The 14,196-nt window shown below is 48.0% G+C and carries 11 protein-coding genes; 2 read left to right on the top strand and 9 right to left on the bottom strand.

What is annotated here, in order from left to right; all coding sequences use genetic code 11:
• Window positions 1–81 precede the first annotated feature (81 nt).
• A complete protein-coding gene (gene fba, locus FLK61_RS18115) occupies window positions 82–945 on the bottom strand; it encodes a class II fructose-1,6-bisphosphate aldolase (protein ID WP_176010750.1) in 864 nt (287 codons plus the stop codon).
• Window positions 946–1,180: 235 nt separating this feature from the next.
• Window positions 1,181–1,552, bottom strand: coding sequence for a response regulator (locus tag FLK61_RS18120; RefSeq protein ID WP_176010751.1), 372 nt, complete (start codon window positions 1,550–1,552; stop codon window positions 1,181–1,183).
• A gap of 225 nt (window positions 1,553–1,777) precedes the next feature.
• Here FLK61_RS18120 and FLK61_RS18125 point away from each other — a divergent pair, with 225 nt between their 5' ends.
• Both FLK61_RS18125 and FLK61_RS18130 read left to right on the top strand, forming a co-directional pair.
• Window positions 1,778–2,275: a DUF2529 family protein gene (locus FLK61_RS18125; RefSeq protein ID WP_176010752.1), complete on the top strand. Its 498-nt coding sequence runs from the start codon at window positions 1,778–1,780 to the stop codon at window positions 2,273–2,275.
• Between the two features lie 527 nt (window positions 2,276–2,802).
• Window positions 2,803–3,312 carry a GNAT family N-acetyltransferase gene (locus FLK61_RS18130; RefSeq protein ID WP_176010753.1) on the top strand — a complete coding sequence of 170 codons (510 nt, stop codon included), beginning with the start codon at window positions 2,803–2,805 and terminating at the stop codon, window positions 3,310–3,312.
• On the opposite strand, the gene FLK61_RS18135 is transcribed toward FLK61_RS18130, so the two are convergent.
• The 7 genes from FLK61_RS18135 to meaB form a co-directional block, all read right to left on the bottom strand.
• Window positions 3,309–3,851 carry a dihydrofolate reductase family protein gene (locus tag FLK61_RS18135; RefSeq protein ID WP_249777633.1) on the bottom strand — a complete coding sequence of 181 codons (543 nt, stop codon included), beginning with the start codon at window positions 3,849–3,851 and terminating at the stop codon, window positions 3,309–3,311. The genes FLK61_RS18130 and FLK61_RS18135 overlap by 4 nt on opposite strands.
• A 43-nt stretch (window positions 3,852–3,894) precedes the next feature.
• Window positions 3,895–4,212, bottom strand: a complete 318-nt coding sequence (locus FLK61_RS18140; RefSeq protein ID WP_176010754.1) for a hypothetical protein — start codon at window positions 4,210–4,212, stop codon at window positions 3,895–3,897.
• A 950-nt stretch (window positions 4,213–5,162) separates the two neighbouring features.
• Window positions 5,163–6,761: a CTP synthase gene (pyrG, locus tag FLK61_RS18145; protein WP_176010755.1), complete on the bottom strand. Its 1,599-nt coding sequence runs from the start codon at window positions 6,759–6,761 to the stop codon at window positions 5,163–5,165.
• A 324-nt stretch (window positions 6,762–7,085) separates the two neighbouring features.
• Window positions 7,086–7,595: a DNA-directed RNA polymerase subunit delta gene (gene rpoE / locus FLK61_RS18150; protein WP_176010756.1), complete on the bottom strand. Its 510-nt coding sequence runs from the start codon at window positions 7,593–7,595 to the stop codon at window positions 7,086–7,088.
• A 1,221-nt stretch (window positions 7,596–8,816) separates the two neighbouring features.
• Window positions 8,817–12,047, bottom strand: coding sequence for a fused isobutyryl-CoA mutase/GTPase IcmF (gene icmF, locus FLK61_RS18155; RefSeq protein WP_249777634.1), 3,231 nt, complete (start codon window positions 12,045–12,047; stop codon window positions 8,817–8,819).
• 15 nt (window positions 12,048–12,062) lie between these two features.
• A complete protein-coding gene (locus FLK61_RS18160) occupies window positions 12,063–12,701 on the bottom strand; it encodes a TetR/AcrR family transcriptional regulator (protein WP_176010757.1) in 639 nt (212 codons plus the stop codon).
• A 4-nt stretch (window positions 12,702–12,705) separates the two neighbouring features.
• On the bottom strand, window positions 12,706–13,632 hold the full coding sequence (gene meaB, locus FLK61_RS18165) for a methylmalonyl Co-A mutase-associated GTPase MeaB (protein WP_176010758.1): 927 nt from the start codon (window positions 13,630–13,632) through the stop codon (window positions 12,706–12,708).
• Between the last annotated feature and the right edge of the window lie 564 nt (window positions 13,633–14,196).

Below are 14,196 nucleotides of genomic sequence, written 5' to 3' on the forward strand. Positions count from 1 at the left end.
CCCTCCAATTCGGAATGATAACGCTTTCTAACTCTATAAAAATGGAGTCAGCGCCCCAAAAGGAACGCCGACTTTGTTAAATTATGCTTGGTTTGAAGAACCGAATTCACGCATCTTGCCAATAACCGTTTGCTTAATCGCTTCACGAGCTGGTCCAAGATATTTACGTGGGTCAACCATGTTTGGATCTTCTTCAAGAGCTTTACGCACTGCAGCTGCAGACGTGATTTGGTTTTCTGTGTTTACGTTAATTTTAGCTGTACCGAAAGAGATAGCTTTCTTGATATCTTTTGTTGGGATACCAGTTCCGCCATGAAGCACTAGAGGTACATCCGTTAGTGTAGAGATCTCTTCCATGCGATCAAAACCAAGGTTTGGTTCGCCTTTGTATGGTCCGTGTACAGATCCTAATGCAGGTGCGAAGCAGTCTACATTTGTCTCACGGATTAGTTGATCACACTCAGAAGGAATTGCGTATGCAGCATCTGCATCGTCAACGATTAGGTCATCTTCTTGTCCACCGATACGGCCAAGCTCTGCTTCAACAGATACTCCAAGCGTATGAGCAACTTCAACAACCTTTTTTGTTAGTGCAATGTTCTCTTCAAGTGGGTAGTGAGAGCCGTCGATCATAACAGATGTGAATCCTGCGTGGATCGCTTCTACACACTTCTCAAAGCTTGAACCGTGGTCTAAGTGGATCGCAACAGGTACAGTTGTACCGTACTCCTCCATAAGACCTTTTACCATTGCAACAACCGCTTTGAATCCACCCATGTAACGTGCCGCACCCTCAGATACACCAAGGATTACTGGAGACTTTTCCTCTTCAGCAGCTTGTAAAATAGCTTGCGTGAACTCCAAGTTGTTTAGGTTAAACTGACCTACTCCGTAAGATTTCTCTTTCGCAGTAATAAGCATTTCTTTCATCGATACTAAAGGCATTCGATAAATCCTCCCTTTGATTAAATACGAGCATTCGTCTAACTCCTGCATGCATTTACAAACATACAAATAGCGGTGACGTACTCACGACCATTTGTATGCTTCGGACGTTGCATGATAAAAAGCCATCACCATGCTGGCCATAGCTCTCCTACAGGCAGACTCACGAAATCATTATAGCATATTCGACGCATTTTTCACGCCCTGCGCATTAATTAATTTCCTGGAACCGCCTTCATTGGTTTTTTTCATTAAAAAAATCGCGAATTCGCGTGCGAACTTCATCAATATCAAATGGTTTAGAAAAATGTGCCATTGCTCCTAATGATTTTGCCTCGTTAATCATCTCCAGCTCCCCGTAAGCTGTCATCATGATTACATCCACATCAAGCTTTTGCCTTCTCATTTCTCGCAGTATCTCCAAGCCATCCATTCCTGGGATTTTCATATCTAACAGAACGAGATTCGGACGTTCTTGCTCAATAATCTCAAGCGCGGTCTTTCCATTCGAAGCATCGAACGTTTCATATCCATCCTTTTGAAATACTTCTTTTAGTAACACCCTTATTCCAAATTGATCATCGACGACTAATAGCTTTTCTACCATGAAAAAATCCCCTCCCTCTTTGTATGCCTTGTTGTTAAAATAGAGATAGATACATAAGCCATTTCTACTAAATGCTACTTATCTATTATATAAAAATTTGGAAAAAATTCAAACCTTTCCGGTAGACATTGTCAGTTCTTTTTCGACATTTTTTCGAGAAACATGTGTATAGCTTGATATAATAAGCAAAAATCGACTATTAAATAAGAAGAAAGTTGGTATAAAATGAAAATTTTCGACACCCAATTAAAAGGGCTTTTACAAAAATTAGATCAATTTGAGGAGGACTTTGAGGACGCTTCTCGTATGCTTGCTCAAAGTATTTTAGGTGACGGTGCTGTTTACTGGTATACCGAGGAAGAGCTCGACGGTATTTTCCTCCAGACACAGATGGGCACGGATGCGATCACAAAGAGTGCGCGCATAGAGGAGTGCACGGAGGCTCATCCGATCGACACAGCCCTTTTCTTTGCCAAATCTGGTGAGAGCGAAGAGCTTCGTGCTGCTTTAGAAAAAGTTGCAGGAATGACTACCATCGTGTTTGCGCCAAAGGCAGGCGCTGCAACGGAGGGGGCATCGTTTGTCATTGAGACTGGAGTGACGCGCGGGCTGATTCCGATGGAGGATGGCAGTCGGGTTGGGGAGCCGCATTTGTTGATGGCGTTACAGGCTTACTATCGGTTGTACTTTTTAGTGACAGAGATCTTGGAGGAGTATGCTTGAGGTAGGTTAGGATAAGGTCAAGGAATTGAGGTCAAGGGCGGGCACCTTCGGCGCCCCTGCGCGGCGTTTGCTACTACCTGTGATGGCTTACTCAACTATTTCGACCGACCAAACCAATGGCCGTTCGAAAGGATTTTCGTTGCGCGGAAGGGCTACCACTGGTAGTTACGCAAACGCCGCTTCAGGTCTCCTTCGGTTACGGTTAGTATGCAATCCCTGACCTTCTTTTTTTGTATAGGATACGAGGCGTGAGGTCGTTGCCTCGCTTTTCTTTTGGAAGGCTTTGATGTGGAGTGATGGCTGGCTTTTGATTCGATTGGGGTTGCTAGTGAATGGAGTGCCGTGCTGTTTAGAACTTTGAGAGCAGTAAGTGGTTCTTATAAGTTGAGGTGCGATATAGGACTAGCAGATGGAGTCCATAACGCCAGAACGAGGAACATAACTCCTTAATGAGGCACATAACTCTAAAGTAAAGAACTTAACTCACAAACATCATTCTAAAACTCACATTTTGAAGGGAGATTTACATGCAAAACATAGATATCACTGTATTTTCTGAAGACGAGAGGGATATTGAGGAGCTGACGGTTGTGCTGAATCGTGCGTATAAGCAGCTTGCGGATATGGGGATGCGCTATGTGGCGTCGCATCAGAACAGCACGATTACGCGTGAGCGCATTGCACAGGCACGTTGCCTCGTTGCGTTAGACGGGGAGCGGATCGTCGGTACGATCTCGTTCTATCCTCCTGGCACAAAAGTGAGCTGTCCGTGGTACAGTAAATCGGATGTAGCTGTGATTGGACAGTTTGGTGTCCTTCCAGAGTATCAAGGTAGTGGCGTCGGCAAGCGCCTCTTAGACGCAATCGAGCAGTATGCACGAGAGCAAGATCACATGCATCACGTTGCGCTTGATACAGCCGAAACCGCTGACCACCTAATAGCCTTGTACACAAAAAGAGGCTACGGATTTGTGGAATATGTGGACTGGGAAGCGACCAATTATCGTAGCGTCATCATGAGTAAACCCCTCCGCTAATCGGCGGAAGGGGCATGTATTACTTTATAATGTAGCTCGACAAACTGATTAAATGTCTGCACGCCAACTAGCTCTAAATTCGCTCGATACTTTCTAGGTTGGAACAACGGAATGCCTTCTCCAATCACTTTCGGGGCTACTGTCATAATAATCTCGTCCACTAACCCTTTTTCTAAAAACGACGAAAATAGGCTACCACCGCCTACAAGCCAAATTCTCTCGCCGTCCTCCTGCTTCAGCGTCGTAATCAACGCAGCAGGGTCATTCACAAATTCGACGTTCTCATCAGAAGCTATCTCCGCGCTCGTAAACACATAACTTTCCTTATCCTTATAAGGGTACTCCTCCACCTCTTCTGAGTCCATGAGCCACTTATACGTGTTGTTGCCCATTAGAACTGTGTCCACCGTCGTATAAAAATCGCTGTATCCGTTATCGCCCTCGCCCTCAACCTCAAACAGCCACTCCAGCGTCTCTTCCTCCGTCGCTATATAGCCGTCGAGACTAGTCGCGATAAATAGCGCAACACTTCTTTTCATTCACACGCACCCCTTTACTTATTAACAGAAAATCTAGTCTATTCTAAAACGGATTTTCTCCAACAACAACTGGTAATACCACCACAAAGATAGCCCCCGCGCATAAAATCCAAAAGATCACGGAGCTTAGGAACCATCGATAAAACGCGACATTCTTAAACAAAAACAGCCCCATTATCACTACGTATACCACAAATAGCACGTACGAGATCGCAAACCAATTCACCCAAACGTTTCCCTCAAAACGTATTCCCTGTCCTTCATAAAAAGGACCAGCCACATACTCTGTTATGTATAATCCAATACCCAAAAAGAGAAGTAACTCAAGCGACCTACCGATGTCTTTTACAAACCTACGCACTCTTACCAGCACCTTCCCTCACGCGACGTGTTTAGTTCCTCGAAATATCCTCAGAACGAAATTCCCAATCAGCGCCGCCCACTTTAATAATATATTCATCAACGGTCGTCAAAAATTCAAGCGCGAACTCAAATTTTCGATTCTCCTTCGCTCCCGGCTGGCGCTTTCCTGAGGTGCTTCCTCAACTATTTTGCCCGACCAAGGGTCGTGCAAAAGGATTTTCGGTGCGCGAAAGTTCCCCTCTAGGAGACGCCAGCCTTCGCTTCGGAGAATCGAAGGTAACCGTTCTTAAAAAAACAAACACATTTTTACTACATTACATGCCTAAAGACCGTTTAACTAGCTTTTAAAAAACGTAAGAGCGATCCATTACAAAACTTGCTCACGGTACATTAATTTTGTATACGGTACATAAATCTCGCACACGGTACATTCTTTTTTCATACCGTACATAAAATTTCTATACAGTACATTCTTTCTCAACACGGTACATAAAACCTTAAATTGCTTTAAAGCCACTTATCCAATATCTAAAATCAACTAAAAAGAGTTTCTTCATCACGCACTTTTTAAATCAAACGCAGAGCTGGCAGACCCGGAGGACATTCGGAGACAATCAATAGGGGAAAGAGGTTTTTGAGATCCCACAGGAGGCGTTTAGGAGGAGACGACAGTCGACTCCTGCCGACGAGGAAGCTCAAAGGCCGGCCCTATGGATGTCGCAGAGTGTCCGGAGGGCTGACAGCTCGAAGTGCAGATTTAAACTAATTAGCACTTTAGCAATTAAAGCTCGAAGAGCTAAATCTCTTGATCTTAGCTAGTTAGCACTTTAGCAAATAGCTCGAAGAGCTCGGCATTAAGCTAGTTAGCACTTTAGCAAATAAAAAGAAACCAGCCCACAGGGCTGGCCTCCGCTCATATAAATAGCATTCACTAAAGTCCGTTAAAAATTACTCCGACTTTAAAGAAGCACCAATAAACTCTCTAAACAATGGCTGTGGACGCGTTGGACGCGACACAAACTCCGGATGGAACTGAGATGCTACAAAGAACGGATGCTCCGTGATCTCAATAACCTCTGCTAGACGACCGTCTGGGCTTGTACCAGAGAAGATGAAGCCTTTCGCTTCCATTTCTTCGCGGTACTGGTTGTTAAACTCATAGCGGTGACGGTGACGCTCGTAAATAACCTCTTCACCGTAAGCATCTAACGTCTTCGTACCAGGACGAAGCTTACATGGGAATAGACCTAAACGAAGCGTTCCACCTAAGTCATCAATATCCTTTTGCTCAGGCAGAAGGTCGATAACTGGGTTTGTTGTCTCTGGATCTAGCTCTGCTGAGTGCGCGTCCTCGTAGCCAAGTACGTTTCGTGCGAACTCCACCGTCGCGAGCTGCATACCAAGACAAATACCTAAGAATGGGACACCCTCTAAACGAGAATACTCGATAGCAGCGATTTTACCTTCTACACCACGATCTCCGAATCCGCCAGGAACCAGGATTCCGTCCGCTCCGTGTAGCATTTCCGCCACATTTTCACGCGTAACGGTCTCAGAATCAACCCATTTGATATCGATATCTGCGTCGAAGGCATAGCCGGCGTGGCGCAATGCTTCGGCAACGGATAAATATGCGTCCGGGAGGGAGACATATTTACCAACGAGCGCGATCGTGACCTTCTTATCAAGGCTCTTTACCTTCTCAACAAGGCCGATCCACTCCTCCATGTCTGCCTCTGGGGAATCAAGCTTTAAGTGGTCGCACACATACTGGTCAAGACCTTGCGCCTGAAGCTCAAGTGGCACTTGGTAAAGCGTGTCTGCGTCGCGCGCTTCGATCACGGCGTTTTTGTTAATATCGCAGAAGAGCGCAATCTTGTCCTTCATATCCTCTGGCACTGGACGCTCTGTACGAACGACGATCACGTTTGGCTGGATACCTAAGCTACGAAGCTCCTTTACGCTATGCTGGGTTGGCTTCGACTTCATCTCACCTGCAGCACCAAGGTACGGAATCAGCGTACAGTGAATGTACATCACGTTTTCGTGACCGACGTCACTCTTAATCTGACGAATTGCCTCTAGGAACGGCAAGCTCTCGATATCCCCAACTGTACCGCCGATCTCCGTGATAACAACGTCTGGGCTACCTTCGCGTGACGCTTGGAATACGCGCTCCTTAATCTCATTCGTGATGTGCGGAATAACCTGCACCGTACCGCCAAGATAGTCACCACGACGCTCCTTTTTAAGCACCGTCGAGTAGATCTTACCAGTCGTCACGTTACTAAACTTACCAAGGTTAATATCGATAAAACGCTCATAGTGTCCAAGATCCAAGTCCGTCTCCGCACCATCATCGGTTACAAAAACTTCCCCGTGCTGATACGGGCTCATCGTCCCCGGATCCACGTTAATATATGGATCAAACTTTTGAATCGTCACCTTTAATCCGCGATTCTTTAATAATCGTCCTAAAGACGCCGCCGTGATACCCTTACCCAAAGACGACACAACGCCGCCCGTCACAAAAATATACTTAGTCAAAACGCTCACTCCTTCAAGCTTCATAGTTATATAGGGGCCTTTTTTGGCTGTAAGAAACACTCGTAACGCCTCTTTCATCTAGAGACGCCGTACGTAGATGTAGCTTATGCAGTACATTATTCGTCATCCTTCATCCTACCGCATAAGATTCTCAAAAAAACAAAAATCCCCCCTCTGCCACTACATAGAGGGGGGATTGAAACGTAAACGTTATTTAGTCTCCAAATTTATGGAGCCCAATCATGATTCTATCTATCCGTGTGATAAAAGTCAAGCCGAAAACGTAAGGCTTTTGAAAGGTTTTTTGGAAAGTCGAAGCTGGTTTTACAGCTCGTCCTCTTCAAAGTCTTCCTCATCATCGTCCTCGTCTTCATCTTCTTCATCATACTCTTCTTCTTCATCTTCATCTAACTCATCGAAGTCTGTATCCTCTTCGTTTGCAAGATCATCAAGCTCATCTTCTAAGTCTTCGAACTCGTCGATATCTTCCACCTCAAACTCATCAACAACTTCCTCGTCTTCTTCAGCACGTGCCTTTTTCTTCTTAGGCATCGTTTGAGAAAGCTCTTCCTCTGTTTGGTCGAATGGATACCATGAACGAAGTCCCCAACGGTTTTCACCTAAGTTGACGAAACGTCCATCAATAGACATTTGTGTATAAAGGTGAGAAATACGCTCTTGAATCTGTGTTTCTGTCATGTCACGTAGCTCAGCAATGCGGCTAAGTAACGCCTGGTAGTCAGCTGGGCTGTTTTGTTCTACTAATAGTTCATATGCGATATCAAGCATGGAAATTTCCGCTAGCTGTTCTTTCGTGTAATCCTTCAAGCTCATCCTTGACACTTCCTTTCTATATTGGCCGTAGCTTTTGGGCTACGTGTGATAGCGTGTTGCGAACGAATTCATACCTTCCATTATAAACACAAGTCTTGGGATTATGCTATATGTTCTGTGTATTTTTTATTAAATGGTGTTTAAGGTCAAGGTCAAGTACGGCACCTCCGGCGCCCCTTCTTCTACTTTGCAGGTCAAGAACTAGGTCAAGTGCGGCACCTCCGGCGCCCCTACGCGTCGTTTGCTTCTACCTGTGGTGGCTTGCTCAACTATTTCGTCCGGCCAAACCAATGGCCGGTCGAAAGGATTTTCGCTTCGCGGAAGGGCTACCACTGGTAGTGCACAAACGTCGCTGCGGGTCGCCTGCGGTGACGGTATATTAATTGCAAAACCTTCTTCTTTTTTGTTAGGGGCACGAGGCGGAAGGGCGTTGCCTCGCTTTTAATTCCACTTCTTGCTTTCTCGTCACTTTTCTCATTTTGCGCGTCACTTCTGGCAACTTGCTCTTCACTACTTCGTGCTTTCTCTTCACAATAGCGACAGATCTACAACATTCACAGGAAATTCTTATTTAATCAACTGCCGCTTAGTAAGATCCACAAGAAACACGCATGCATGTTGGACGTGTGTTTGGTAAATAGCTGATTTCTAGCTTTCTTGTTTGGTAACCAAGGTACTGTGTTTGGTTTCTCGTCGATTTCACAATTTCGTGTTTGGTAACTCGCATTCTGTGTTTGTTTTCTTCCAAATCATTATTCATATAAAAAAAGACCCGTCTTCCTCTCCAAATAAACGCCAACAAAAGCCCGCCCTTCCCTAAAAAAAGAAGCAGACGAGCTTTCACGGTTTATGTCATATTATCCGCTTGTAATCCAGTACCTGATTTAGCATTCATTTAGCGTTGGATTTTGCACATGAACTAAACTATAACTTTACGCTTAGATCTGTTCTTTTCCTAAAAACTCAGGAGGAGGCAGACTCGGAGAATGCCTGGAGACAATTAGTAGGAATAGGCAGAGACTGAGACCACGCAGAAGGGCGTTTAGGGTAAGGCGGCAGCCTCACCCTGCCCGACGAGTAGGCTCAGGCACTGACCCTACTAATGTCGTAGGGTGTTCGCAGAGCTGACTCCTCTTTATCATATTAAGCTCGGAGAGCTGACGCTCTAAACTAGTTGGCTCTTGATCATATGACGCTCTAAGCTAGTTAGCCTTTGGGCAACTAAAGGTTCCTTCTGTACTGCCCGCCAACCTCATAAAGCGCCGCCGTTATTTGCCCTAAGCTCGCCACGCGCACCGTATGCATGAGCTCCGCAAAGATATTCTCGCCTGCAATCGCCGCTTCTTTGAGGCGCGCTAGTGCTGGACCAGATTCATCTTTGTGCGCATCCTGAAAGGCACGGAGGCCTTCTATTTGTGACTCCTTCTCTGCTGTGGTCGCACGAGCTAGCTCCATTTTAAAATCGTCGTCTGATGGCTCCTCTGGGTTGAGATACGTGTTCACCCCGATGATTGGGAGCTCGCCGTTATGCTTTTTCGTCTCATAGAGGAGGGACTCCTCTTGGATTTTGCCGCGCTGATACTGGGTTTCCATCGCGCCTAAGACGCCGCCACGATCGTTCATGCGCTCGAGCTCTAAGAGCACCGCTTGCTCGACAAGATCGGTGAGCTCTTCGACGATGAAGGAGCCTTGCTGGGGGTTCTCGTTTTTGGCGAGACCCATTTCCTTCGTGATGATCAGCTGGATCGCCATCGCACGGCGCACGCTCTCCTCTGTCGGCGTTGTCACCGCTTCGTCGTAGGCGTTCGTGTGGAGCGAGTTACAGTTATCATAAATCGCAAGGAGCGCCTGCAAGGTCGTACGAATATCGTTAAAGTCCACCTCCTGCGCGTGCAGAGAGCGGCCGGACGTTTGAATATGGTACTTCAGCTTTTGGCTACGCTCGTTTGCGCCGTACTTGCGCTTCATCGCGATCGCCCAAATACGACGCGCAACGCGACCGATCACCGTATACTCAGGGTCTAGTCCGTTACTGAAGAAAAATGAGAGATTCGGTGCAAATTTATCGATATCCATGCCTCTACTTAAATAGTACTCGACGTAGGTGAAGCCATTCGCAAGCGTAAAGGCAAGCTGACTAATTGGGTTAGCGCCTGCTTCTGCGATGTGATAGCCACTAATGGAGACCGAGTAATAGTTACGGACTTCGTTATCAATGAAATATTGCTGAATATCGCCCATCATGCGTAGCGCGAATTCTGTGGAGAAAATGCACGTGTTTTGGCCTTGGTCTTCCTTTAAAATATCGGCCTGCACCGTGCCTCGCACAACGGCTAAAGTCTTCGCTCGAATCGAAGCTGCCTCGTCGTCCGTAGGCTTCCGATTATTTTCTGCCTCAAAGGCTTGCAGCTGCTGATCAATGGCCGTGTTCATAAACATGGCTAGGATGATCGGCGCCGGCCCGTTAATGGTCATAGAAACAGAGGTCGATGGTGCGATGAGATCAAAGCCGTCGTAGAGCTTCTTCATGTCCTCGAGCGTGCAGATGCTCACGCCACTCTCACCAACCTTGCCGTAAATGTCCGGGCGGTGGCCAGGATCCTCGCCGTACAGGGTCACCGAGTCGAAGGCCGTGCTGAGGCGCTTCGCTTCGTCGTCCTTCGATAAATAATGGAAGCGACGGTTTGTGCGTGCAGGGCTACCTTCTCCGGCAAATTGGCGCTTCGGATCCTCGCCCTTGCGCTTAAATGGGAACACGCCCGCCGTGTACGGGAATTCGCCAGGGACGTTCTCACGACGAATCCAGCTAATGATCTCGCCGTAGTCCTGATAGCGCGGGAGGGACACCTTTGGAATCGAGAGACCAGAGAGACTTGTTGTCGTAAGCTCGGTTACGAGCTCTTTATCACGGATTTTCGTGACAAAGGAGTCCTGTTTATAAGCTTCTACTTTCTTAGGCCAAGCATCTAACGCCTCGCGCACATCGGATTGAAGCGAGCGATCAATATGCGCGCGCTTTTCTTCGATAGCGCTTACAATATTCTCGTCGTCCATAAGCGCTTTAGCGCCTTCAAGCTGGAAGAGCTGGCGTGCTTTCGTTGCTTCACGCTCGGTTTCTTCGTGGTAGCCTTTTACCGTTTGCGAAATCTCGCGTAAATAATGGATTTGCTCGGCTGGAATGACGGCGCTACGTCTAGCCAGCTCTTCGCCTTTACCGAGATCCGTCTTCCACTTGAGACCAGCCTTACTATTAATCGTTTGAATCAACTCGTAAAAGAGACGGTTCGTACCAGAATCATTAAATTGACTCGCGATCGTGCCGTATACTGGCATCACAGAAGGGTCTTCTTCAAAGCGCACGTGCGCGCGCTGGTACTGCTTGCGTACTTCACGGAGTGCGTCCTCGGAGCCTTTACGATCAAATTTATTAATGGCGATCACGTCGGCGAAGTCGATCATATCGATCTTCTCCAGCTGTGAAGGTGCACCGAACTCGCTTGTCATCACGTACATTGCAACGTCGGCAACGTCTGAAATAGCGGCATCTCCTTGCCCAATTCCGCTCGTTTCTACAATGACCAGATCGTAGCCAGCGTGCTTCACAACCGCAATCGCTTCGTTTGCCGCTTTGGACAGCTCTTGATGACTGTCGCGCGTTGCTAACGAGCGCATGTATACGCGGTCGTGATGGATCGCATTCATGCGAATACGGTCACCGAGCAAGGCTCCGCCTGTTTTACGCTTTGTTGGGTCTACTGACAGAATGGCAACGGACTTCTCTGGGAACGCGCGGAGGAAACGGCGAACGAGCTCGTCTGTGAGTGAGCTCTTTCCTGCGCCCCCTGTTCCTGTGATACCAAGCACCGGCACAGTCGGCAACTGTTCCTCCATGAGACTTACGAATTGCTGCTCCTCTACCTCGTCCATTGGCAGACCAAAGGCACGCTTTTCAGCGAGGCTAACGAGGCGGGCAATAGCAGTCGGATCGCTTTGTTTGAGAAGCTCTGTGACGTTGTTTCTCCCCGGAGTATCAAAATCACAGGCCTCCATCATGGAATCGATCATGCCTTGTAGCCCATGCTTGCGCCCGTCTTCTGGAGAAAAGATTTTGGTGATGCCGTAATCGTGTAGCTCCTTGATCTCGGACGGGATGATGACGCCGCCCCCGCCTCCAAAAATCTTGATGTGGCCAGCGCCGCGATCGGCCAACTCATCATATAAGTATTTAAAATATTCCACGTGGCCGCCCTGATAGGAAGAAATGGCGATGCCTTGGACGTCTTCTTGTATGGCCGCCTGTACAATCTCCTGCACGGAGCGGTTATGTCCTAAATGAATGACTTCGGTGCCTGTTGCCTGTAGCATGCGGCGCATAATGTTAATGGAGGCATCGTGTCCGTCAAACAGACTCGATGCCGTCACAAATCGAATAGGGTGCTGATAGCTAGTCACGGATGTCTTCCTCCTTTAGCTTGACGATATCTCTTTCATACCAAACCCGGTAAACAGCTGTCGTAGCTGATAGGTGATGTATTCTTCTATAGAATAATCGCGTTGAATTGCCCAGCGACGGAACGTCCACATGTGCCCGGCGACAAGAATTTGGTGGGCCGCTAGGGACATCTCACCCTCGGTTAATGTCACCAAACCTTCCTTTTTTGCACGCGTTAGCTCCTGCTCAAACATGCGTTTCATACGGAGCTCCTTTTCTAGCACATACCGAAGAGCCTCCTCAGAAAGCGACTTCGACTCTTGGTACATAACAAGTACCTCGTCCTGCAGATCATTCACCACGCGGAAGTACGCCTCGATCACCTGACTCAGACGCTCGCGCCCCGTCAGCTTCTCGTCTAATAGCTCCTCCCAACGACTAATGACCTCATCGTACACCGAGTCACACACGAGATATAAAATATCCTCCTTCGACCCAATGTACTCATACAGCGTCCCAATACTAAACCCAGACGCCTCGGCCACCGCACGCGTCGTCGCTTTATGGTAGCCCTTCTCGTTAAACAGTTGCACCGCCGCCTTCACAATCTGCGCGCGACGCATATCAATCAAATGCGGATCCTTCACTAACGAAGGAACATCTTTTTTACGCATACTCTCACTCCTCCTGCCGTCTAAAACGATCATACACCATTTCAGCAACATCGTACGGATCCGCCTCACTATTGTCTTCAAGCGCCCGGTGAATCTCCTGCTGCACATCCAACTCCACACGCTGCAACAATCGACGCATAACCTCTGTCTCTCGCTGCGCAGCGCGCCTTACATGCTTTTCACCCGAAGACTTGAGATATTCGTGATGCTTTTTTATTTGTTTAACCACGTCCTGCCTACCAGATCCACTCGTCGCAACGGTCTCAACGATGGGCGGCTCCCAGGTGGCATCAGCCTTCGTCATATGGACTAAATCTTCAAGCTCCCCTCTCAGTTGCGGGACGCCTGGGAGATCGGCTTTATTAATCACAAACAGGTCCGCAATCTCCATAATGCCTGCCTTAAAGGCCTGGATAATGTCGCCGCCAGACGGATAAAGCACGAGCACGATCGTATCCGCTGTCTTCATCACATCAAGCTCCGACTGTCCCACGCCGACCGTTTCGATGATGATGCGGTCAAAACCCGCAGCCTCCATAAGGCGCACGGTATCCTGGCACGCCTCGGATAGCCCACCGAGACTTCCGCGCGTCCCCATACTGCGGATAAACACGCCTGGATCCCCATCGTGGGCATGCATGCGTATGCGGTCGCCGAGCAGTGCGCCGCCGGAGAAAGGACTCGTCGGATCGACAGCAACGATGGCGACGGTGTCTCCGGCACTGCGCCACTCCTTCACAAGCTCTGTCACGAGCGAGCTTTTGCCGGCTCCTGGCGAGCCTGTAATGCCGATGACTTGGGCGCCGCCGGTATGCGGGTAGGCGTCCTTCATGATGCGACGGTGATCGTCGGAGCGGTTTTCGACGGCGGAGATGGCTTTGGCAAGGGTGCGGTGGTCACCTTGTAGGAGTTTTTCAATTTGGATGTCCATGTTGCTGTCCTCCTTTCAAACGTTGTAGGTCAAAAGACTAAGGTCAAGGTCAAGTGATTAAGTTCAAGGTCAAGTGCGGCACCTCCGGCGCCCCTGCGCTCTGTTTGCAACTACCGGTGGTTGCTTGCTCAACTATTTCTGTCGGCCAAACCAATGGCCGCCAGAAAGGATTTTCGCTGCGCGGAAGGGCTACCACTGGTAGTACGCAAACGTCGCTTCGGGTTGCCTGCGGTGACGGTGTAAACCTTCCTCTTTTTTGTTTTAGAGCACGAGGCGAGAGTTCGTTGCCTCGCTTTTTAAGTAAGACTTTTCCAGTACACTGTGGGTGTGTTTGGTAACTTAGCGTATTCTGTGTTTGATAAGTCAGGTTTTGTGTTTGGTTTCTCGTCGATTTCGCCATTTCGTGTTTGGTTTCTCCAAAAGCAAGGTCAAAATGTCCACGCTAAGCGGATCATCCATTCCAAAAGAACAAATTGCCAAAGTGCCAACTATCAAATGCTAAAACGAAGTGCGAAAGGCACTAAGCACTCACAGCAAGCACTCCAGCAACTAATCACGTTATCG

This window comes from Paenalkalicoccus suaedae (assembly GCF_006965545.2).
GTDB classification, from domain to species: Bacteria; Bacillota; Bacilli; order Bacillales; family Salisediminibacteriaceae; genus Paenalkalicoccus; species Paenalkalicoccus suaedae.

Bases quoted from the DNA above. Each gene is read 5' to 3' on its own strand.
- fba (WP_176010750.1), bottom strand. From the start codon at position 945: ATGCCTTTAGTATCGATGAAAGAAATGCTTATTACTGCGAAAGAGAAA.
- FLK61_RS18120 (WP_176010751.1), bottom strand. From the start codon at position 1,552: ATGGTAGAAAAGCTATTAGTCGTCGATGATCAATTTGGAATAAGGGTG.
- FLK61_RS18125 (WP_176010752.1), top strand. From the start codon at position 1,778: ATGAAAATTTTCGACACCCAATTAAAAGGGCTTTTACAAAAATTAGAT.
- FLK61_RS18130 (WP_176010753.1), top strand. From the start codon at position 2,803: ATGCAAAACATAGATATCACTGTATTTTCTGAAGACGAGAGGGATATT.
- FLK61_RS18135 (WP_249777633.1), bottom strand. From the start codon at position 3,851: ATGAAAAGAAGTGTTGCGCTATTTATCGCGACTAGTCTCGACGGCTAT.
- rpoE (WP_176010756.1), bottom strand. From the start codon at position 7,595: ATGAGCTTGAAGGATTACACGAAAGAACAGCTAGCGGAAATTTCCATG.
- FLK61_RS18160 (WP_176010757.1), bottom strand. From the start codon at position 12,701: ATGCGTAAAAAAGATGTTCCTTCGTTAGTGAAGGATCCGCATTTGATT.
- meaB (WP_176010758.1), bottom strand. From the start codon at position 13,632: ATGGACATCCAAATTGAAAAACTCCTACAAGGTGACCACCGCACCCTT.